The sequence below is a fragment of the Methyloceanibacter sp. wino2 genome (assembly GCF_003071365.1).
Taxonomy (GTDB): domain Bacteria; phylum Pseudomonadota; class Alphaproteobacteria; order Rhizobiales; family Methyloligellaceae; genus Methyloceanibacter.
This window is the reverse complement of record NZ_CP028960.1, coordinates 1,289,162-1,311,134: the sequence shown is the minus strand read 5'-3', so window position 1 is coordinate 1,311,134 and position 21,973 is coordinate 1,289,162. Positions and strand designations below refer to the sequence as shown.

The window sequence follows — 21,973 nt, the reverse complement described above, 5'->3', positions numbered from 1 at the left end:
GGCGGCGAGCGGGCGAGGAGGCCATGGTAGCGGAGCATCATGACGGAAACAATTGAGCGGTTGTGGGCCGGTCGGCCGCAACGTGACCGCGCCGCAAACGCCCGACGGACGGGCCATTGCCAATGATTTGACGCTAGCCCGCCACGTCCTGAGCCAGGAGCTCTTGGGCTAGAAGCGAGAACTCGCCGCGCAGCCATTGATGGCACTCGTCGCGGTCGTAGCTCGTGTGCCACAGGAGGCGCACGGGAAACGTCACGGGCTCGACGGGTTGCTTGATCCGCGAGAGGCCGAACTGCCGTTCCAGCAAGCTTGCGAGTGAGGCCGGGAGCGTAAGCAGGGCATCGCTGTTGAGCGTGGCCATGACGCCCACAAGCGCGGAGGAGACCTGCGACGTTCGCCGGATGTCGTGCCCCGCCTGCGCCAGCCGGTCGGCGAGACCTTGGAACCCTGGGAGGGAGTGAACGGCCACGTGCTCCGCACCGGCGAAGGCTTCGCCGTTCGGGCGCCGCTTGGAGAACGGGTGCCCCGGCCGCGCCAGGGTTGCGAGTTCGTCGTCGAAAAGCTTGGCGGCGCGTACGTCCGGCGCCTGGGCGCTCTCGCCCATGATGTCGATGACGAAGTGGCAGCGCGCGTTGCGCAACTCGTCGATAATCGACTCCATATTGGACGACGTCCAATCGACCCGGACGCTCGGCGCGCCCTCCTGCAACCGCTTGCGCAGTGGCTCGATGAGGATCAATTCGCCGGCCTCGCTGGAGGCTGCGGCAAACGCGCGCATCGTCAGCGACGGGTCGAACGGCTTGTTGGGACGAAGCAGGCTCTCCATGCCCGCGAGGATCACGTGGACCGTCGGCGCTAGTTCCTGAGCCCGGGCGGTTGGAACAAGCCTCTGCCCGGCGCGCACGAAAAGCTCATCGTCAAACAATTCCCGCAACTTAGCCAAGGCATGGCTGATGGCGGAGGCGCTGCGCCCGAGCCGTTCGGCGGCACGTGTGACGCTGGCGTCGACCAGCAGTGCATCGAGCGTCACGAGCAGATTGGCGTCGACTTCCTTAAGATGCATATCATTCAACTATTATCATGAAAACTGTTCACTTCATTCATGATAGGGCCCCCGTAGGGTTCTGGCAAGACATTCGGCCGCCCAGCCCGAGTGTCTGAAGTGTTTCAGCCCGAGCCGAAACGCTTCCTCATCTCAGCCTTGCGGCGGCCCACGGTCCCTGGCCGCTGGGCCGTCGCATCTTTCGCCCTTGTCATAGACAAAAGCGATCGAAATTGGTGATTTTAGATAGAAAACGACCGGCGAGTCGTAGCAACTTGAGAGGGAGTTCGATGTTTCGAGGACTAAAGACGATGGTGCCGGCGGCTGTCCTGGCGTTTGGCTGTTACGTCTCGCCCGCGCTGGCCGATAGCCCTAAGGACGTTTTGAAGAATTACGCCGACATCGCGCAGGCCGGATACGAAGATTCGCTTGAGACTGCCAAGACCATGCAGCTCGCGATCGACGAGTTCCTGGAGAGCCCGACGGAGTCGAACCTGCGCGCCGCCCGCGCCGCCTGGATCGCCGCGCGCCCCTCCTACATGCAGACCGAGGCCTACCGTTTCGGCAATCCGATCGTCGATGATTGGGAAGGCAAGGTGAATGCCTGGCCGCTGGACGAAGGTCTGATCGACTACGTCGCCGAGGTCTATGGTGACGAGTCGCCCGAGAACGAACTCTACGTGGCCGACGTGATCAAGAACGTCTCCCTGTCGCTCGGCGGCAAGAAGATCGATACCTCGAAGATCACGAAAGCGCTGCTTGCCGACACGCTGCAGGAAGCGGGCGGTGTCGAGGCGAACGTGGCGACGGGGTATCACGCGGTCGAGTTCCTACTTTGGGGACAAGACCTGAACGGCACGGAGCCCGGCGCCGGCGAGCGTCCCGCGTCCGACTACGATCTGAAGAACTGCTCCAACGGCAATTGCCAACGGCGCGCCGAGTACCTGAGCACCGTCACCCAACTCCTGATCGACGATCTGCAGTGGATGGCCGATCAGTGGAAAGAAGGCGGCGATGCGCGCAAGGCCGTCATGGACGCGGGCGATGAAGGCGGCCTGACCGTCATCATGACCGGTCTCGGCAGCCTGTCTTATGGCGAGCTGGCCGGCGAGCGCATCAAACTCGGCCTGATGGTGCACGACCCGGAAGAGGAGCATGACTGCTTCTCCGACAACACCCATGCCGCACACTTCTTCGACGCGCTCGGCATCCACAATGTCTACACGGGCCGCTATCGCCGCGCCGACGGCTCCGTCGTTTCGGGCCCGAGTGTCTCGGATGTGGTCAAGGCCAAGGATCCGAAAGTAGACGCCGAAGTCATCGCCGCGCTCGATGCCACCATGGACGCGATGAACACGCTCTATCTGCGTGCTCTGACCACCGAGAACTACGACCAGATGATTGGTGAGGGGAACGACGAGGGCAACAAGGTCGTCCAGGACGTGGTCGACGCTCTGCTCGTTCAGACCAAGGCGATCGAGCGGGCCGTGGCAACGCTGGATCTGAAAGCCATCGAGTTCGAGGGATCGGACAGTCTCGATGCGCCCGAGAAGGTGGGAGCTGAATAGACCAAACAGTACGGTCGGCAATAGTTGAAGAGAAATCAGCTACTGCGACGACAATCGACCTTGAGAAAAGATGACTCGGAATGTTGTATTTTACGCATTCCGAGTCGGATCAACGGCGAAAAACAGCCGAAGACGATTAGCAGAATAGAACCTGAAGCCGTTGGGGGGCTGAAAGAATGACAAAAGATCGCAGAGGGTCGGGTGCTCGACCCATTGACAGTATGAGCGCCAGAGGACAGCTTGTGGCTGTTGAAGGTTCCTCGAAGACTCGTTCCGAGAGGATGAAAAGGGAACACGGTGTGTGCCTCTATGGCGCCGAAGCCGTGGCTGCCCCCGCAACTGTGAGCGGTGAGCTCGCTGCCAAATGTGACCACTGGGCAACCGGGAAGGTCGGGCAGAAAGCGATGAACCGTGAGCCAGGAGACCTGCCTTCAACCGTGACAGGGCTGATGGGCGAACGGGGGTGTTCGCACATTGTCGGGATCTTCCGCCGGAATTCTCCGAAAGCGCTGACGCGATTTTTTAGTCACTCGGCTTCGGAGGGAAGAATGTCCGACACACAGAATTCTCCACGCGCGTTGCGCGTTCCTACAGGCTTTCAAATCGGCAAGGGGCTGCGCGCTGCGGCGTTCGGTGCGCTCGCACTCGTCCTTGCACCGGCCGCGGCCAACGCCGCCTGCGAGATCCCGGAAGATCCGTACGATCGGTTTGCCTCAGGGGCCAACGGAAAGCTCGACTTCATCGACGGCGCGAAGGGCGGCATGACCGGGTCGCTGAACAACACGGGCATCGACATCGGCGGCGCCTATGTCGCCGAGCCGTTCTACAATTGGGGCGGCACCGACGAGGGCGGCGAGTATCAAGGTGTGCTCGAGCTCTACGTCAACGCCGACATGAAGAAGCTCGGTCTGTGGGACGGTCTTTGCTTCCACGCCAATGGCTACCAGATCCACGGCAACTCCATCACGGGCTCCAATATCGGGTCCCTGATGCCGGTCACCAGCTTCGAGGCGAACGACGCGACGCGCCTGTTCGAGATCTGGTTCGAGCAGTTCCTGTTCAACGACACGGTGTCGGTCAAGGTCGGTCAGCTCGCGGCGGACGCCGAGTTCTTCTTCGCTGAAGGCGGTGGCTACTTCATCAACGGCACGTGGGGGTGGGCGCCGATCGCGGCCGAAAACAACCCCGGCGGCGGTCCGGCCTACCCGCTGGCCACGCCCGGCGTTCGTGTCGCCGTCACGCCGACGGAGCAAACCAGCCTGATGGTCGGTGTCTACAACGGTAATCCGGCTCCGGACTGCGCCGCGGACGATCCGCAAGTGTGCAACAACGACGGACTGGATTTCGGTCTGCGCGATCGGACGCTCTTGATGGCGGAAGGCGCCTACAGCTATTCGCTGGCGGGCGGTGAACTGCCGGGTTCGATCAAGATCGGTGGTTGGAACCACTTCGGGGACTTCAACCACATCTATACCGATGTAGGCGGCAACCCCATCGCGATCTCCGGCAAGGACGGCAAGCCGCTGGACAACGATTACGCTCTCTATGTGATCTTGGATCAGCTTCTGTGGCACGCGCCGGGTACGGAAGAGGGGCAGGGCCTCGGCTTCTTCACCCGCTTCGCCGGAGCGCCGGACGATCGAAACTATGTCGATTTCTACTTCGACGTGGGTGTGACCATGACGGGCATGATCCCGGGCCGTCCGAACGACGCACTGGCCATCGGTTATGCCTATTCGAGCATTTCCGATCAGGCGCAGGCGTTCAATGTTACCAACGGCGATCCGGCCGGCGAGGGCTACGAGGCCTTGATCGAGATCGCTTACACCATGGAGGTCATCGACGGCTGGACGTTGCAGCCGGACTTCCAGTACATCATGAACCCGGATGGCGGCGTAGAAGCCGACAATGCAACGGTCATTGGCGCTCGCAGCACGTTCGCGTTCTAGAAAGGTGGGCGCGTGAACACAGTACGGTTCACGCCTTCTCAGAGTCAGTCGACCCGACAGCACCGTCAAGTCACGCGAAAGCATGGCTTGGCGGTGTCCTTCTTGTTGGGGCCTGCGTACCTCTGCTGGCGGGTCTCGTATTGTACGCGCGCTCCGCCGGCGGAGCGGGCGCGCCCGACGTGCCGGTGCCGGCGATCGATTTCACGAAAGCCGAGCCGGGCGAAGACCGGCCGGGCGGCGGCGCCACATCCCGTGCCGCGACCGACACCGCCAACGCGTTCTCGCAATCATCCGGCAATATGGGGTTCCGCAAGGAACTCGACTTCAAAATCGGGAACAGCATTTTCCGGCGGCATTGGGTTTCGGCGCCCGCCTCGACCGATGCCTCGGACGGCCTGGGGCCGCTCTTCAATGTGCGTGGCTGCCAGGACTGCCACCTCAAGGACGGACGCGGCCATCCTCCGCTCGCCTCGAACACGCCGGGACCGACGGCCTCGCTCCTGTTCCGTCTTTCCGTGCCCCCCAAGACCGATGACGAGAAGGCTCTCCTCGCCTCCGGCAAGGTGACGGTGCTGCCTGAGCCTGTCTACGGCGGGCAATTGCAGGACATGTCGATCCAGGGCCACGACGCCGAGGGCGCCGTCAAAGTGTCCTACGAGGAGAAAGAAGTTTCGCTCGGGGACGGCGAGACAGTCTCGTTGCGCGCGCCGCACTACGAACTGACCGGACTCAACTACGGTCCCATCAGCCCGGACGTGATGGTGGGCCCGCGCATCGCCCCGCCAATGATCGGGCTCGGACTGCTCGAGGCGGTTCCGGAAGAGCAAATCATGGCCAACGCCGACCCGGACGATGCGAACGGGGACGGTATTTCAGGCCGTCCGAACCGGATGTGGTCCAAGCTGCATGACAAGGAGATGCTGGGCCGTTTCGGCTGGAAGGCGAATGTGCCGACCATCGTCGAACAGAACGCCGATGCGTTTTCCGGTGACATCGGCATCTCGACGACGCTGCATCCGAGCGGCGCCGGCGAATGCACCGAGAGGCAGACGTCGTGCATCGACGCGCCGTCGGGCAACTCGCCCAAGTACCAGAACGTGGAAGTGGGCGACGAGCTGTTCGATCTGATGACGTTCTACACGCAGAACCTGGCGGTTCCGCCGCGCCGGAACGTGGATGCGCCCGAGGTGCTGAAGGGCAAAGAGCTTTTCTACAAGGTCGGCTGCGCTCAATGTCACCAGCCCAACTTCACGACCGGCGATATGCCTGAGCAGACCCACCTGTCGAACCAGCTCATCTGGCCGTACACGGACATGCTGCTCCACGACATGGGCGAGGGGCTGGCGGACGATCGGCCGGACGGCAAGGCAACTGGGAGCGAATGGCGTACGCCGCCGCTCTGGGGTATCGGTCTGACCGAGACGGTGAGCGGCCACACCCAGTTCCTTCATGACGGCAGGGCCCGTAATCTCACGGAGGCCATCCTGTGGCACGGCGGCGAGGGCCAAGCGGCCCGCGACCGTTTTGCCTCGCTGGACAAGGAGGATCGGGAACGCCTCCTGGCGTTTTTGAACTCGCTCTAGTCGCGACAACCGGGCCCCACGCCAAGCTGCGCATCAGATGTTAGACATATGCCAATGACCCGTTTCCTCCATTCGGCCCTGTCCCTCGGGATTCTGTTTCTTGCTCTTGGTTCGGCCGGGCCCGCGGCGCGGGCGGAGGCGGATCATGGCGCCGTTGCCGAGGCCGCGCTGACGAAAGTCATACGGCCGGGTTACGAGGCATTCGCGGACGATGCCGCGACCTTGGCGGCCGTGACCGCCATGCTCTGTAGGGATCCCTCCGACAAGGCTTTGGCAGATGCCCGCGCGGCGTTCGTTGCGGCCGTCGAGGGTTGGAGCGCGGTCGAGATCTTTCAGTTCGGACCGGTCAATCACGAGCATCGCTACGAGCGGCTGTTCTTTTGGCCGGACCGGAAGGGCCTCGGCTACCGGCAGGTCCAGCGGGTCCTCTTGGATAAGGACGAGAGTGTCACGAGTGTGGGGACGCTCGCCAAGAAGAGTGTCGCACTGCAGGGCTTGCCGGCCCTCGAAATTCTTCTTTACGGCAAGGGATCCGACGCCCTTGCGAGCCCCGGAGACGATGCGGTGTTTCGCTGCCGCTTCGCCGCGGCAGTGACTGACAATATTGCGCAACTCTCCAAAGACCTTGTCGAGGCGTGGGCGCCCGATGCGCCGTTCACCAAGAGCTTCCTGGAACCCGAGCCCGACGGCGTGCTCTACCGCGCGCCGAAAGACGTCACGCTCGAACTCTTCAAGGCCTTCAGCAGCGGCATCGAACGGGTGCGCGATCAAAAGCTCGGCCGGGTGCTGAGCGAGTCCGCCGAGCGCGCACGCCCGCGCCTCGCAGCGTTCTGGCGGAGCGGGCAGACCTTTCCGAACATGACCGTCAATCTTCAGTTCGTGCAGGCCCTGTTCGTCGAGGGCGGCTTTGCGGGGATCGTTGCCGACCAGTCGCCGGGCGTCGAAGACTCGGTCGTGTTCGACCTCAAGCGCAGTATCGACGTTCTTGGCGCCGAAACCGAGCCGGTAGCCGAGGTGGTCACCGACCCCGAACAGCGCGGTAAGCTCGAGGCCCTGCGCGTCGGTTTGAAGAGCGCGAACACCACCGCATCCGTATTGATTGCCGAGGGTGCGGGGCTCAGCTTCGGTTTCAACGCAGGTGATGGAGACTAGCCATGACGCTCAACCGCCGCACGTTTCTCACGGCGCTGGCCGGATCCTCGCTGGCGCTGACCGTTCCCGCAGAGCTTGCCGCCGCGTCGTTGCCGGAGCGCTTCGCCGCCGCGCGCAAGGACGACCAAGGCAACTATTCTGCGGCGCTGTTCGACCTCGAACGCGGCGACATTCGCGAAGTCCTGCTGCCGGCCCGCGGCCACGATGTCGCGCTGCGTCCGGGCGGCTCGGAATGGGTGGCATTCGCGCGACGCCCCGGCCGTTTCGGCGTCGCCGTCCCCATGGATGCGCGTAAGCCGGTTTGGTTCTCGGCCCGTCCCGGCCGGCACTTCTATGGGCATGGTGTGTTCTCCGCCGACGGCAGGCTGCTGTACACGACCGAGAACGATTACGACGGCGGGCGCGGCGTGATCGGCGTCCGCGACGCGGGAGCCGGCTATCGTCAGATCGGAGAGATTCCGAGCCACGGCATCGGCCCGCACGATCTGGCGCTGCTCTCCGACAAGCGCACGCTGGTCGTGGCCAATGGCGGCATTCAGACCCATCCGGACCGCAGGCGCGAGGAACTGAACCTCGCCGTCATGGAGCCGTCGCTCACCTATGTGGATCTCGAGACGGGGGACCTGCTGGAGCGGCACGGTCACCCCGAGGAACTTCGCCGTCTGTCCATTCGCCATCTGACGGTCGCGGGCGATGATATTGTGGCGTTCGGCTGCCAGTATCGCGGCGATGCCGACGACCTGCCGCCGCTGATGGGATTCCACCGGCGCGGTGAAACGCTGACCGTCATTCCGGCGCCGGAAGAGACTCAACTCACCCTGAAGAACTACATCGGGTCGGTGACGGCCGATTCGGATGGCTCGGTTGTGGCGGCGTCCGCGCCGAAGGGTGGGGTCGTGACCTATTGGGACCCGAAAGCACGACGCTTTCTCGGATCGTGCAGTCTGCGCGACGGCTGCGGACTGGCGCCGACCCACAAGGGTGCGACATTCTTGCTCACCAGCGGCGAGGGCTGGCTCCTGTCGGGCAGTGCGGACGGCCTCGGCCCGCGCCATTCCACGCGTTTTCACTGGGATAATCACGCAATTCTCGTGCGCTGAGCGGCGCAACTCGGCATACCGGATAGTTTGTCCGTGGACGAAGCGCGCGGTCTTGCGTTTCGTTCCAATTCTCACCGCATTTGTCGGGCTAATTCGGACAGTTCGTCCGGGGGATCAATGCAGCGCCACACATCTGACAAGACGCGACAGCGTTCGCGCGCACTCGTGCCTGTTTCGCGATCGCTGCAGCCCGCATCTGTGGGACTTCGCGGCGTCGAGTTAGAAGGCGCGCTCCCCCCGCAAGCACCCCGGCGCCGCATTTGGGGTCTCGGACTGAAGATTTTCGGCGGCGTCACCGCCGTGTGTGCCGTGGCTCTCGCCGGCGCCAACCTATTGGCTCCGTCTAGCTGGGTCGAAGCGCGGGCCGTCTCTTGGCTCAACGCGCATACCGGGCGCGACCTCGCCATCAACGGCGGCACGCGGCTTTCGTTTTTGCCGACCCCTCATATCGAGATCACCGATGCCGTCATCAGCGCACCGACCGCGCAGCCGGACGCCGCAGCGCTGTCGATCCCGAAGCTCGAAATCGATCTTGGCTTTCTTGATCTCTTTGGGGCCCCCGCCTCGATCGAGCGTGTCGTACTCGATCGCCCCGTGCTTTCGCTGCATGCGGATGGCAGCTCGGATGATGCGTCGTCGGCCCTGACGGCTGTCGGACAGGCCGATGACCCGGCGGCTCCGCAAGCGTTCGCCATCGAAGAGCTTGAGATCCGCGATGGCACGGTTCTCGTCCACAGCGCCCGCCGCGCGAAACCGCATCGCTTCGAGCGCGTCAACGCCGCGCTGACCATGCCGGCTCTCACCTCGCCGATGGCCGGGCGCGGACACCTCAACTGGAAAGGCAAGTCGGTCGGCTTCGACTTCAAACTCGCGTCCCCGGCTGCTCTCGCAGACCAAGGCGCCGCACAGCTGAAGCTGGCCATCGAGGCGGATACCGTGTCCGCGCGCTACGAGGGCGACATCGCGATGGTTCCGCGCCTGTCCGGCGAGGGCACACTCTCCGCCAAGACCCGCTCCGTCCGCCAATTCCTCGCCTGGCTGAAAGGCGTCTCCGGCGCCGTCCCGGTGACGGGCGAAGGAGAGATGCAGAGCACGGTGGCCTGGACCGGCGAGCAGGTGGACCTTAGCGACATACGTTTTGTGCAGGAGAATGCACGCGGCCAGGGAAGCGCGAAGATCGCGCTGACCACTACCCGGCCGCGCATCGAGGGATCGTTCGTCGTCGACGAACTCAATCTCGGCCCGGTTCTGGCGATGACGGGCCGGGGCGCGCTGCCCGCGATTCCAGCCGCGACGCCGTTGGCATTTGCGGCTCCAAGCCCGGCCAACCCGAACACGGGCCCCGCTACGCATGTCGAGCAGGACATCGCACCGCCGCCCAACCCCGACGCCGCATCGGGCGCCCCGCGTCTTCTCAAGCCGGGGCCGGGCGTGTCGCAGCCCAGCCTCACGATTTCGATGCCGCAGGAGGCCATTGACCAGGTGCTGGCGACGGCAGCCGTCCCACAGTCCAACGAGCCGCTCTTCGATGCCGATGTGGACCTGGATATCCGAAGGGCGCGGCTCGACGGCGTGCAGATCGGACCGAGCGCGGTGAGCCTCGACTTTGCGAACGGCACACTCGCGGCCACGCTCTGGCACATGACATTCTACGGCGGCAGCGGGCGTGGAACGCTGACAGCCGCCTTGAACGATTCCGTTCCAAGCTTTGCCGGTGATCTTCGTCTCGAGGATGTCGACACCCGCTCGCTGCTGAAGGATGCATTCGGAACGGAGCGGATCGGCGGCCAGGGCAAGCTGACACTCAACGTTTCGGGTATTGGCGGAGACTGGCAGGAAATGGCGTTGTCGCTCATGGGCAACGGCGCTTTCGCGATCGCCGACGGCGCAGTCGATGGGATGGCGGCGTCCACGCTCGTCAGCGGACTCGAGGCCGGGAAGCTCGACCTGCACCAGGATCCCGGGGCCACAATGCCGTTCAGCCTGCTTGCGGGCAGCTTCGACATCAATCACGGCTTGGCGGCCACCCGGAACCTCAGACTGCGGAGCCCGTCGGCGAACATCAATGCCGACGGCGTCGTGAACCTTCCGCGCGACAGTCTCGATCTCGTCGTGAATCCGGGACCGGTCGAGAAGACGCAAGGCGGCGGCGTGGCCTCGACGGCCGAACATCTGCCGCAGCTTCGGATTGCGGGGCCCCTGACGAACCCCCGGATCGGCATCGCGGGTAACCCGCTGGTGGCCGGAAGCGGCGAAGCCGCCACGGAGATCGTCATTCCCGGTGTGGCTCTTCGTGAGAAGCGTGGCGCTCGCCGCCGGACGCAGATCACAAGCGGTGGTCCCGCCGCAGGTCAGGAAGCGCAGCCGAGCGCGCTGGCGCCATCCTTCTCCGTCGCGCCTGCGGACGGCGATGGCTCCCCGCCGCTGCGGATGGAATCGCTGCGTTAGGTTTCGCGCCTTTGGTTCTTTGCGGCGCTAGTTGTTCTTCACGATTGCGGTGCGTTTCTTGTCGAGGGCCTCAAGCCCCAACGCGAGCCCATCGAACTCGGCGACCGTCTGGATTTGCTTGCCGTTCAGCGCGTAGACGACGATCGTTCCTTTTTTCGAGTTCAGTAGGTCCTGCCGCATCTCGTCGGGCACGAGATAGAGCGCCTTGCAGCCCATGGGCAGGCAGGTTTGATACGGCATTGTGTAGACCTTCTCCGAATCCGTCGCGAGCTGCACGCCGCGCTGGAGCGCAACGCCTGTCGGCCCGTCCACGCGAAGGACCAGCCGGCCCTTGGGGCCGTAGACCAGAATCACCCGGAAGATCAGCTTCTGGGTCTTCTTCTCGATCAGCGGCAGGACGAGCGAGCATCGCTCCTCGGCGGTCTTCGGGTCGCCCTCCTTGCCGCACAGAAGTGTCCAGTTGCCGTAGCTTCCGGCGACCCGTGTCGCAGGCTTATTGGGATCGGTTTGGGCCGGAGGGGTCTTCTTCGCCGATGTGGTTTGGGCCGAGGCCGTGCCGAGCGGCGCGCCGCAAACCAGGACCCCGGTCAAGAAGGCCAGAAACATCGGACGCAGACGCATGAGCAAGCCCCTTTCGCAAGCTTAAGAGTCTCTCCGTACCGGCGGCCCTCAGCTACCGGGAGATAAACGCCAAACGGCGTATCATGCAACGGCCTTGCCGACGCCGGGGCCTTGCCCCTCACGCCCTATTGCCTCGGGCACCGGCAAGCCTATAAGTGCGACCGATGACTGAAACCACACCCGACGAAAATGCGCCGAACAGCGCCCACGCCCCGAAGATCGGCCTCGTGAGCCTTGGTTGTCCCAAGGCCCTTGTGGATTCGGAGAGGATCGTCACGCGCCTGCGCGCGGAAGGTTACGTGCTGTCGCCAAGCTACGAGGGCGCCGACGCCGTCGTCGTCAACACATGCGGTTTCCTCAACAGCGCCAAGGAAGAATCGCTCCAGGCCATCGGTGAAGCGTTGGCAGAGAATGGCCGCGTTATTGTCACGGGTTGTCTCGGCGTCGAAGCCGGGCGCATCCGCGATCAGTATCCCGACGTGCTCGCGATCACGGGACCGCAGGCCTATGAGGCCGTGGTCGAGGCGGTGCACAAGGCCGTGCCGCGCGCTCACGATCCGTTCCTGGATCTCGTGCCGCCGGACGGCGTCCGCTTCACGCCGCGCCACTACGCTTATTTGAAGATATCGGAAGGCTGCAATCATTCGTGCAGCTTCTGCATCATTCCGCATTTGCGCGGGCCTCTACAAAGCCGGCCGTTCACAGACGTGATGCGCGAGGCTGAGCGGCTCGTCGCTGCCGGCGTTCAGGAACTCCTGGTGATCTCGCAGGATACGAGCGCCTATGGCGTCGATCTCGGATATGCGGAGACCGAGTGGGGTGGCCGGCAAGTGCAGACCCGTTTCGCCGATCTCGCGGCGGCCCTGGGCTCGCTCGGCGTTTGGGTCCGCATGCACTACGTCTATCCGTACCCGCATGTGGACCAGGTTTTGCCGCTGATGGCCGAGGGGCGCATCCTTCCCTATCTCGACATTCCGTTTCAGCATGCCAGCCCGCGTATTCTGAAAGCGATGCGCCGGCCCGCCCATCAGGAGAAGACGCTGGAACGGCTCGCACGCTGGCGGGCGCAGTGCCCCGATCTTGCCGTGCGGTCGACGTTCATCGTGGGTTTTCCGGGCGAGACCGAAGAAGACTTTGTTCAACTGCTCGACTGGTTGAGCGAGGCACGGCTCGCGCGCGTCGGGTGCTTCAAATACGAAGACGTCGACGGGGCGCCGGCCAATGCGCTGCCGGGCGAAGTCCCCGAAGAGGTCAAGGAAGAGCGCTACGCCCGTCTCATGGCGCACCAACAGGCCATCAGTGCCAAAGTGCTCGGGGCCCGTGTCGGCGAAACGCTCGAGGTCATCGTCGACGATGTCGACTCCGAAGGCGCGATCGCACGATCTCATTGGGACGCACCGGAGATCGACGGAAACGTCTTCATCGAGGATTGCGAGGGGCTCGAGCCCGGTGACCGGCTGTTGGCAACGGTGACGGACGCGAGCGAATACGATCTATGGGCGAGCCCTGTGCGCCAGCCCGCGGGAACCGATGCCTAGCAGGAATTGTCGGTCTTCTTGACGGTCAGGCTCCGCCTCGGCCGCGCATAGAACGTGCGTTCCATATTATATGCGCCGGGACTGAAGAACTCGGTGAGCCCGATCAGCGGCTTGAAGGCGTAGGTCACCTCGGCAACGATCACGCTACTGTCCGGCTCAGTGAGTCCACTGGGAACCTGGTACGTCGAGCCCTTGGTGCGCGCCGCGCCTGTGTTGGCGCAACTCCATTCAACTTTGCCCACATTGTTGTCGTTCGCGACCACGCTCGTCAAAACGATCTTGAGAGGCCCGGCCGAGTAGGGGGTGAGGATGCTCGTTGCCGCAGCCTGAATGTCGGCGATGTCGGTCTTGGTGACGGATTTTACTTGCGCGGTGAGGTCGGCGGCCGTCGTCGCGACCTGCATGGTCCGGCGATAGACTGTGAGCGCGTTGTTCAATTCGACAGCGCCGGTGTACAGGATGAGCATGACGGGCAGGATGAACGCGAACTCAATCGCCGAAGCGCCGCTGCGTGCGTCGGCGAGACGACGCGCGAGGCGCTTCATGGACCGCTGCAGGCGCGATCCCATGCGTCGGAACGATGTCACGCAGCAGACCCCTACAAATACGGTTCGTTACGGAACGCGGCGGTGGATACGAGCATGCGGTCTCCATCGGCCATGTTGCCCATGCTGCCGAGACCGTATGCGGATGGGAAAAGCGAGCCTATCTCCAGCGGATAGAAGGCGCGAACGATGACAACCTGCTCCGGGCTGCCGGGATCGAAGGCCACCTTGGTATTTATTCTTCCCTTCGAATCGAGAGGCGGTGTCAGTCCGGACGCGGCCGTCGAGAAGCTGTCGTAGCTGCGCACGTCGAGCATCAACTTGCCGCATGACAGTGGGCCGATCAGTCCCTTGCACAGTTCTTCTTTGAACTTCGCCGCATCGAAGCCCTGCATCTGCGCCTGACCCGTCCGGATGAGGCGCGCGCCGTTCGCAACCGCACCGTCGAGCGCAAAGTTCGCGAAGAACACGTACCCGATCTGCATGATAGCGAGCATGAGGAAGATGAACGGGGCCGCCACGATGGCAAATTCGAGGGCGGAGGCGCCCTTCTGGTCGTGGACGAAGCGAGCGCGAGCCCCGATGCGCCGCGCCCCAGCGACCGCCTCTCTAATCAAGAACAACATGTTGAAACGAATAGAGGCTGTACGTTTAACGGCGAGTAAATGGGAAGTTCTGCTGCAGGCGAAGGTAAACGAAGAAGAAACTCATCTTAATTCTAAGTATATTTGAATTTTATCAAATTGAGAGACGGGCCGTAAGGACGTTTCTGCTTAGATGACGCCCGCTGGACAGGGGGCACGTCGAATGATGCCCCTGCCGGCCAAAACACACAGGGGTGTCAAATGCTGCAGGCTTCGACGGCGCGCGCGCGCCGCTTTTCCCGTGACAAGCGTGGCAACGTGGCAATTCTTTTCGGCCTCGCCATCGTTCCGCTCGTTCTTTTCGTCGGCTTGGCCGTCGACTACGGCAGGGCCATGACGGTTCGGGGCGCGATGTCCGATGCGGCCGACTCCGCGGCACTGGCGATCGGATCATGGGTAGGGCTGAGCGAGTCGGAGCTTGAGGACAAGGCGAAGAAGTTCTTCGAGGCCAACTACGCATCAAGCCTGTCTGCGGATATCAAGAGCAACTTCGAGGTTCGCTTCGTCGGCGACGATATCGTCGTAAAGGCGACGGCCTCGGTGCCGACGACCTTCATGCGGCTTGCCAACTACGACAATATCGGCGTGAGCATCGAGAACACGATCACGAAGCGTCAGCGCAACATCGAGCTTGCCCTCGTGTTGGATACAACCGGCTCGATGGGGTCCAGCGGCAAGATGAATGCCATGAAGGACGCGGCCAAGAAGATGGTCAACGACATGTTCGGCGATCGCGACACGTCGGACACGCTGGACGTGGCGCTCGTGCCCTTTGCCGCGGCGGTCAATGTTGGATCCAACAACGAGAACGCTGATTGGCTCGATACCGAGGCCAAGTCTCAAGTCGCAAAGGAAGACTTCGGTTCGGGTACGAAACCGTTCGACTTCTTCGACAAGCTGCGCCGCAAGAAGTCTTCTTGGGACTGGGAGGGCTGTGTGCGGGAGCGGGCCGGCTCCGCCTATGAGCTGACCGATGCAACGCCGAGTCCCTGGGCCCCCGATTCCCTTTTTGCGCCCTACTTTGCGCCGGACGAGCCGGACTCGGACAATGATGACGGGTACAGCTACCCCAACAGCTATATTGACGACCAAAAATGCGGAGAGCGGAAGAAGAAGAATCGCACGCCCGAGAAATGCCAGAAGTACACGGGCAAGTACGACAACATCAGCATCGACAGCAGCTCCAAAGGTCCGAACCAGAATTGTCCTCCGCGCCCCATCACGGCTCTGAGCGACAGCAAGAGCGATGTGACCGACGCGATCAATGCGCTGCAGGCGAACGGCTACACGAACATCCCGGCCGGGCTCCTTTGGGGCTGGCGCGTGCTGTCGCCGAGCGCGCCCTTCACGGAAGCGGAGGCGTACGACGAAGAGGAGCGCGTCAAGGCGATCGTGCTACTGACGGACGGATCGAACGACCCGGGCCGCGTCTACAACCATAACGGTTCCAACTACAACGCCTTTGGCTATCCGTCGGAGGGCCATTTGGGCAGCACCAGCGGCTCGACCGCGGAGAATGAGCTCGACGACAAGACGGAGACGGTCTGCAACAACATCAAGGCGAAGGGCATTCTGATCTACACGATCGGCTTTCGCGTGAGCAGTTCCTCGACCCACACCCTACTGAGGAACTGCGCGTCGAAGCCGGACATGTACTACAACTCGCCGTCCAATTCTCAGCTCGCGGCGATCTTCGCCGATATTGCGCAAGGCTTGAGCGAACTGCGCATTGCGCAATAGGGTCAAGACGGCAAAGGGTGCGGTATCTCGGAGCCCGGCGTGTCAATCGCGCCGGGCTTCGGTGCGTTTGGACGCGGGGAAGCGTGTTGCGGGCTACTCGCCGCCGGCTTCGCCTTGCGCGGAGGACTGACCGATGCCTTGCTTGACGCGAACCTCTTTCGCGATCGTATCGAAATAGGTCGCGTTGTCGCCGATGACGAGCGGCGTCTCGCAGTTGGGCGCGCAATGGACGGTCTCGCGGCTGACGCCCCGGTATACGGTGACGAAGCCCCCATCGGGTTCCTGAACCACGATGCGGCGGTTCACGAGGACCTTCCGTCCCGATCGGTCACGATCAGGTTGGTCTCGCCGAACGACTTGCCGGTTAGAACGAGCGTATTGCTGCTCTGTACGGCGACATCGGCGATCGAGGGATTGCCGACCACGATTTCCGCGGCGGGACGTTCCAGGCGCACCATCATCGCTTGGTCCATGAGGACCTCGATGTCCCGGCTGGAGGCATGCATGCCCGAGGCCCACGCAGGCTGAATGGAGGCCATGGCCACGGTCGCGGCAACTGAGATACCGCAGGCCTTAAGACCCGGGCGAAAGCGGAATGCCATTGGCTTCCTATCCCCTACGCTCAACTACTAATGAGGACTGAATGTCTGAGGCGATCTCACCCGGAAAAGGTGAAGGATTGGCAAACCTTGTTCACCACCGATCGGTTAACGCGGTCTTTAACCCTTGGCCCCAAGACTGCCCCCGCTGCACGGGACCGTCCGTTCTCGTGCGAGATTCCCAAAGCGTCCCGTAGAGGCAGAACGGCACATGGTAACCGACCTACTCATCATCTCGATCTTTCCGTTGGCGATGGCTTTTCGCGGCTGCCTACGACCTGTTCTCGATGACGCTGCCCAACTGGATCTCGCTGGCCTTGATCGCCGGGTTCGCCTTGCTCGCGCCGCTGGTCGGCATCGGCTGGGAGACCGCGGGCCTTAGCGTCGCCCTGGCCATGGGCGCACTCGTGATCACCTTCGCGATGTTCTCTATGGGGTGGATCGGCGGCGGCGATGCGAAGTTCTTCGCGGCCACGTGCCTATGGATGGGGCCCGAACACGCCCTGGCCTTCGCGATCTATGCCGCAGTCTTTGGCGGCGTTCTGACGCTGTTTTTGCTCGTGATGCGGTCCATGCCGCTCCCGGCGGCGCTGTACTCGCAGCAGTGGATCACGCGGCTGCACGATTCCAAAGAGGGGGTTCCCTACGGCATCGCTCTCGCGGCCGCCGGCCTTCTGGTCTACCCCCATACGGCGTTCATGGCCGCGTTTGGCGGGTAGCGCGCCCTAGCGCACCTACGCATCTCCCGATCGACGTCAAGTCACGGCACCAGGGCTCTGGCGCCGCGATGCCGCGTGGCCGGGCCTCTATTTAGGCCCCGCTCAGGCCTCGACCCTGGCACCACCTCGGCCCCCAACCCCAAGGGTTCCTGCGCCCAATTTGGCACAGGCATTAACTTCGCGTTGAGGTTTGATGCGGCACAGTCGGCCTTAACTGGCGCGATGTTCAAAGCGCCGAAGGGGAAGGGCTGACAATGAAAAAGGGAAGGGCCGTTGTTCTGGTGATTGCCGCGACTGCAGCAATCGCTGCGGCGTGGATGGCGAATTCCATTGTTTCCCGGCCTCCCGAGGTGCAGGAGGTCGAGAAGACCGTGGGCGCCACGGATGTGCTCGTTGCGTCGAAGGACATTAACCTCGGCGACAGCGTGGATGCAGCCGACTTCAAATGGCAGCAATGGCCCGTCGAGGGCGTGACGCCGGGATTGATCACCCGGGAGTCGCAGCCCGATGCGCCATCGGATCTTTCCGGCGCTGTCGCGCGCGCGCCCTTTATCGCGGGCGAACCCATCAAAGATCAAAAGCTCATCAAGATTTCCGAAGGCGGCGTCATGGCCGCCATTCTGCCGCGCGGCATGCGGGCGGTGTCGACGCCGATCCAAGAGGAAACAGCCGCCGGCGGCTTCATCCTGCCGAACGACCGGGTGGACGTGATCCTGTCGCACAAGCAGCAAGTCGGCCGGAAGGACCAGATGGTCAGCGAGGCCATTCTCCGCAACGTTCGCGTGCTCGCCATCGGCCAGGCCCTGGAAAACAACGATGGTGAGAAGTCCGTCTCTGGAAAGACGGCCACGCTCGAACTTACTCCGCGCCAGGCGGAGGTGCTGATGCTCGCGCAGTCGATAGGGGAGATCTCCTTGTCGCTGCGCAGTCTTGCCGACGCACAGACGAACGGAGAGTCCGCGGCGCCGATTGGCGACGACGGTTCAAGCACAGTGAAGCTTTTGAAATACGGCGTGCCGTCGCGCGCCTTCGGGATCAACTGAGAAAGCGCATGACGAATACAACAAAAAAAGCTCACAGGATGCGTCGCTCTCTCTTTGCTGCCCTGTTCCTGCCGGCCGCGATTGCGGCGGCCTTCGCTGCGGCCGCGATGACGATGGCGCCGCAAACAGGCTACGCTCAGTCCTATCACCAGTCGCTCCTGCGCGTCGGAGACGGCCAGGTCCGCCAGATCAAGCTCGGACTCAACAAGTCGATGATTGTTGAGCTGCCGCGTCCGGTGCGGGAGGTCATGGTTTCCAATCCCGAACAGATAGACGCGGTGATGCAAAGCGCCACCCGCGCCTATCTCATCGGCAAAAATCTCGGTGAAGCCAACATTCTCTTCATCGACAACAACGGCGGTCAGGTCGCCGTGCTCGAAGTCACCATCGAGCGGGACCTTGGGGCCCTCGAGAATCTGATCGCACGTCTGGTTCCCGGCTCGCGTGTTCACGTCGAGACCGTTGGTCAGAACGTGGTCCTGACCGGGAGCGTTCCCACGCCGATCGACGCGACCCGCGCGAGCGAGATCGTGAACAGCTTCCTCGATTCCGGGGCCGCGCCGACCAGCACGTCGGCTGGTGGCGGAGGTGCCGCGGTCACGATCAACAACAGCAGCGGTGGTGGCGGCTCCGGCGGCGATCAAGGGTCCAGCCGGGTGATCAATATGATCACCGTCGAAGGCCGCGAGCAGGTCCTGCTCAAAGTATCCGTGGTTGAAATGGAGCGGAACGTCGTCAAGCAGCTTGGCGTCGATTTGGCCGCCATCGTCAATTCCGGCAATTTCGGTTTCGCTGCGCTCTCCGCGTTGCCATACCCCATCAACGGTGCCGTGGGCGCCGCCGCGGGCGGATTGCTCGGCGCCGGCGGCCTGCCCAATCTCGTCGACAGCCGCCCGGGTGCCGCGCTTGCAGGCGTGGGGTGGCAGTCCGGAACGAGCCAGGTCGACGCCGTCCTGCGCGCGCTCGACCAGAACGGCCTGATCCGTACGCTTGCAGAGCCGAACCTCACGGCGATTTCGGGAGAGACGGCGAACTTCCTCGCCGGCGGTGAGTTCCCGATCCCGGTCGCGCAGCAGCTGGATCAGATCACCGTCGAGTTCAAGAAATTCGGTATCGGCCTGTCCTTCACCCCGGTGGTGATGTCCGAGGGGCTGATCAGCCTGAAAATTTCGACGGAAGTCAGCGAACTGTCGACCGAAGGCGCGGTCGTCCTGAGAAATATCTCGATCCCGGCCCTAAAGGTCCGCCGTGCGGAGACGGCCGTCGAGCTGCCGAGCGGGGGTTCGATCGTGATCGCCGGATTGCTGTCGGACCAGTCGCGGCAAGCCATCAGCGGGTACCCCGGCCTGAAAAGCCTGCCCGTCCTCGGGACGTTGTTCCGCAGCCGCGATTTCCAGTCGAAGGAAACGGAACTCGTCGTTCTGGTTACGCCCTATGTGGTCAAACCGGCCGCTCGCCAGCAGTTGGCGCGGCCCGACGACGGCTTCGCCTGGGCATCGGACGTGAACAGCGATCTCCTTGGCCAAATGAACCGGATTTACGGACGTGATCCCGAACGCGCACCTGTCGGCGACTACGCAGGCGACGTCGGATTCATCGTCGAGTAGAGGGAAGAGGAAAGTCAGATGAAGTCTACCGCTCAAGGTCTCACGGGCTTTGCTCGACCAAAGCTCGCGCTGCTCGCGGCCGTCATGGTGGCAGCGCCCACAATGACGCTCTCGGTCGCCGGGTGCGCGCAAGGTCCGCGCATGCAGGCGCCGTTCACCTTGTCCGATCCCACGCAGCGCCATCCGATCCAAGTCGGAGAGGGCGAGGCGATGCTGGATATCGCCGCGCCGCGCGGGACGCGTGGCCTGAGCGGCACGCAGTGGAACCGGCTGTACGGCTATCTCGCCAACTACCACGAAAGCGGAACGGGCGGTCTGATCGTGCGGACGCCTTCTGGCAGCGGCAATCAGGCCGAAGCCAAGCGCGTCTACGGGGATGTTCGCCACGCCATGCGCCGAAGCGGCATCAGCCCGCGGGATGTCCGCGTGGAGCCCTACTATGCGAATGGCGACCCTTCGGCACCGGTGCGCCTGTCCTACATGGAATTCCGCGCGAAGGGACCTGATTGCCCTGATTGGTCGGAGAACCTTGCACGAAATCCCGCCAATCTGCCCTCGCCGAATATGGGCTGCGCCACGCAGAAGAACCTGGCGGCCATGATCGCCGACCCGCAGGACCTTCTCTCGCCGAGGCCGGAGGCCCCGCGTCCGGGCGAACGGCGTGACACGGTCTGGAGAAAGTACGTGAAGGGCGATCCGACGGGCGCCAAGTGGGCTCCTCAGAATCAGCCTTTGCCTGAGCGCGCGCTCACGAGTGAATCCGCCGTAGGAAACTAGCGAATGTCGAGCAACGTCGCCTATTCCCTGGAATCACCACCGCCGTCCACGCCGGACGCGCCTGAAGAGCCGCGTGCGCGCCCGATTCCACGGGTCAATATCCAAGCGTTCTGCGAGGACCAGGACACCGCTTCTGTCATTCAGAAGGCGTCGGAAGATCGGCGCCTGTCCAAGGCGCATGTCACGGTGCAGATGGGAGGCGTCGAAGCGGCGGTTGCTTTCTACCGAGATGCGTCCACCCCCAATCTCATCGTCATCGAGTCTCTCTTGGACAGGACCGAGATGCTTGCCGATCTGGAGCGTCTCGCGGAAGTCTGCGACGCGGGCACCAAGGTCATCGCGGTCGGACACGTCAACGACGTGGTGCTCTACCGCGAGCTCCTGCGCCGTGGTGTAAGCGAGTACGTCGTTGCGCCCACGGGCGTTGCCCAGCTAATCGAAAGCATCTCTTCGATCTATACGGATCCGTCGACCGGGCCGGTCGGACAGTCCATTGCTTTCGTCGGCACGAAGGGCGGCGCCGGGTCCAGCACCGTTTGCCACAACACCGCGTTTGCCATCGCGGGCGCGCTGGAAAGCGATGTCGTCATCGCCGACATGGATCTTCCCTTCGGTACGGCTGGGCTCGACTTCAACCAAGACCCGCTCCAAGGGATTGGCGACGCATTGTCCGCGCCGGAACGCCTGGACGAGGTTCTTCTGGATCGTTTGCTGTCGCGGTGCTCGGAACACCTGAGCCTTTTTGCGGCCCCATCGCCCTCGATCGGCCTTATGACATCGATGCGCACGCCTGCGAATCCGTGCTCGATATTGTCCGTGAGAGCGTGCCATGGGTCGCGATCGACGTCCCGCACATGTGGACAGCCTGGGCAAAGGACGTGGTTCTGAAGGCCGACCATGTGGTGATGACCGCGATGCCCGATCTGGCAAGCCTGCGGAACACCAAGAATCTCGCCGACCAGCTCAAAGCCGCCCGGCCGAACGACCGCCCGCCGATGCTCGTGCTCAACCAGGTCGGTGTGCCCAAGCGCCCCGAGATCCCGGTCAAGGATTTCGGCCATGCCATCGAGCTCGAGCCGCGCGTGGTCATCGAGTTCGACGCCCAGCTCTTCGGCACGGCTGCGAACAACGGTCAGATGATCGAGGAAGTCTCCGACAAGGCGAAGGCGGCGGACGCGTTCCGGAGCCTTGCGAACCTTCTGACGAACCGGGTCGAGCACAAGAACGAAGGCTCATCGCTTCTCGCGCCGCTGCTCGAGCGGCTCAACCTCAAGAAAGCGCGCAGCTAGTACGTACCC

18 protein-coding genes, 1 pseudogene and 1 riboswitch are annotated in these 21,973 nt (G+C 63.2%); of the genes and pseudogenes, 13 read left to right on the top strand and 6 right to left on the bottom strand.

Translation table 11 applies throughout. The features are described 5' to 3' along the window. Positions 1-133: 133 nt before the first annotated feature. The gene (locus DCY11_RS06075; protein WP_108681904.1) at positions 134-1,063 is read right to left on the bottom strand and encodes a LysR substrate-binding domain-containing protein; all 930 of its coding nucleotides are present in this window, start codon (positions 1,061-1,063) and stop codon (positions 134-136) included. Positions 1,064-1,332: 269 nt separating this feature from the next. On the opposite strand from DCY11_RS06075, the gene DCY11_RS06070 reads away from it, so the two are divergent. The 6 genes from DCY11_RS06070 (at position 1,333) to DCY11_RS06045 (ending at position 10,842) form a co-directional block, all read left to right on the top strand. After that, positions 1,333-2,610, top strand: a complete 1,278-nt coding sequence (locus tag DCY11_RS06070; protein WP_108681902.1) for an imelysin family protein — start codon at positions 1,333-1,335, stop codon at positions 2,608-2,610. A 236-nt stretch (positions 2,611-2,846) separates the two neighbouring features. Continuing rightward, positions 2,847-3,058, top strand: a riboswitch (cobalamin riboswitch). A gap of 100 nt (positions 3,059-3,158) precedes the next feature. Then, positions 3,159-4,559, top strand: coding sequence for a carbohydrate porin (locus DCY11_RS06065; RefSeq protein ID WP_159079842.1), 1,401 nt, complete (start codon positions 3,159-3,161; stop codon positions 4,557-4,559). 140 nt (positions 4,560-4,699) lie between these two features. Continuing rightward, on the top strand, positions 4,700-6,142 hold the full coding sequence (locus DCY11_RS06060; RefSeq protein WP_245409467.1) for a di-heme oxidoredictase family protein: 1,443 nt from the start codon (positions 4,700-4,702) through the stop codon (positions 6,140-6,142). Positions 6,143-6,196: 54 nt separating this feature from the next. Next, complete coding sequence (locus DCY11_RS06055; RefSeq protein ID WP_159079841.1) at positions 6,197-7,294, top strand: imelysin family protein; 1,098 nt, start codon at positions 6,197-6,199, stop codon at positions 7,292-7,294. Between the two features lie 2 nt (positions 7,295-7,296). Continuing rightward, positions 7,297-8,394 (top strand): DUF1513 domain-containing protein, encoded by a 1,098-nt coding sequence (locus tag DCY11_RS06050; RefSeq protein ID WP_108681896.1) that lies wholly within the window; start codon positions 7,297-7,299, stop codon positions 8,392-8,394. 198 nt (positions 8,395-8,592) lie between these two features. Then, a complete protein-coding gene (locus DCY11_RS06045) occupies positions 8,593-10,842 on the top strand; it encodes an AsmA-like C-terminal region-containing protein (RefSeq protein WP_159079840.1) in 2,250 nt (749 codons plus the stop codon). Positions 10,843-10,869: 27 nt separating this feature from the next. On the opposite strand, the gene DCY11_RS06040 is transcribed toward DCY11_RS06045, so the two are convergent. Further along, positions 10,870-11,463 carry an invasion associated locus B family protein gene (locus tag DCY11_RS06040; protein WP_108681892.1) on the bottom strand — a complete coding sequence of 198 codons (594 nt, stop codon included), beginning with the start codon at positions 11,461-11,463 and terminating at the stop codon, positions 10,870-10,872. A gap of 164 nt (positions 11,464-11,627) precedes the next feature. Here DCY11_RS06040 and rimO point away from each other — a divergent pair, with 164 nt between their 5' ends. Next, a complete protein-coding gene (gene rimO, locus DCY11_RS06035; protein ID WP_108681890.1) occupies positions 11,628-13,001 on the top strand; it encodes a 30S ribosomal protein S12 methylthiotransferase RimO in 1,374 nt (457 codons plus the stop codon). Here the strand turns inward: rimO and DCY11_RS06030 are convergent. After that, positions 12,998-13,588 carry a TadE/TadG family type IV pilus assembly protein gene (locus tag DCY11_RS06030; RefSeq protein WP_159079839.1) on the bottom strand — a complete coding sequence of 197 codons (591 nt, stop codon included), beginning with the start codon at positions 13,586-13,588 and terminating at the stop codon, positions 12,998-13,000. The two genes, rimO and DCY11_RS06030, sit on opposite strands and share 4 nt — an antisense overlap. Before the next feature lie 11 nt (positions 13,589-13,599). Then, on the bottom strand, positions 13,600-14,172 hold the full coding sequence (locus tag DCY11_RS06025; RefSeq protein WP_108681886.1) for a TadE/TadG family type IV pilus assembly protein: 573 nt from the start codon (positions 14,170-14,172) through the stop codon (positions 13,600-13,602). Between the two features lie 219 nt (positions 14,173-14,391). Here DCY11_RS06025 and DCY11_RS06020 point away from each other — a divergent pair, with 219 nt between their 5' ends. Continuing rightward, entirely contained in the window at positions 14,392-15,930 is a 1,539-nt protein-coding gene (locus tag DCY11_RS06020) for a pilus assembly protein (RefSeq protein WP_108681884.1), read from the top strand. Positions 15,931-16,023: 93 nt separating this feature from the next. Here DCY11_RS06020 and DCY11_RS06015 read toward each other — a convergent pair whose 3' ends face one another. Both DCY11_RS06015 and DCY11_RS06010 read right to left on the bottom strand, forming a co-directional pair. Beyond that, positions 16,024-16,236 (bottom strand): hypothetical protein, encoded by a 213-nt coding sequence (locus DCY11_RS06015; RefSeq protein WP_108681882.1) that lies wholly within the window; start codon positions 16,234-16,236, stop codon positions 16,024-16,026. Further along, complete coding sequence (locus tag DCY11_RS06010) at positions 16,233-16,532, bottom strand: pilus assembly protein N-terminal domain-containing protein (protein ID WP_108681880.1); 300 nt, start codon at positions 16,530-16,532, stop codon at positions 16,233-16,235. The genes DCY11_RS06015 and DCY11_RS06010 overlap by 4 nt, the downstream gene beginning before the upstream one ends. 284 nt (positions 16,533-16,816) lie before the next feature. Between DCY11_RS06010 and DCY11_RS06005 the strand changes: the two genes are divergently transcribed. The 5 genes and pseudogenes from DCY11_RS06005 to DCY11_RS15875 all read left to right on the top strand — a co-directional run bounded on the left by DCY11_RS06005 (position 16,817) and on the right by DCY11_RS15875 (position 21,964). After that, a complete protein-coding gene (locus DCY11_RS06005; protein WP_371515038.1) occupies positions 16,817-17,248 on the top strand; it encodes a prepilin peptidase in 432 nt (143 codons plus the stop codon). 254 nt (positions 17,249-17,502) lie between these two features. Next, positions 17,503-18,291: a Flp pilus assembly protein CpaB gene (gene cpaB, locus DCY11_RS06000; RefSeq protein WP_108681878.1), complete on the top strand. Its 789-nt coding sequence runs from the start codon at positions 17,503-17,505 to the stop codon at positions 18,289-18,291. A gap of 38 nt (positions 18,292-18,329) precedes the next feature. Continuing rightward, positions 18,330-19,898: a type II and III secretion system protein family protein gene (locus DCY11_RS05995; RefSeq protein WP_159079838.1), complete on the top strand. Its 1,569-nt coding sequence runs from the start codon at positions 18,330-18,332 to the stop codon at positions 19,896-19,898. A gap of 18 nt (positions 19,899-19,916) precedes the next feature. Further along, on the top strand, positions 19,917-20,675 hold the full coding sequence (locus tag DCY11_RS05990; protein WP_108681874.1) for a CpaD family pilus assembly protein: 759 nt from the start codon (positions 19,917-19,919) through the stop codon (positions 20,673-20,675). Positions 20,676-20,678: 3 nt separating this feature from the next. Then, positions 20,679-21,964: pseudogene (locus tag DCY11_RS15875) on the top strand (CpaE family protein). The last annotated feature ends 9 nt before the right edge of the window (positions 21,965-21,973 follow it).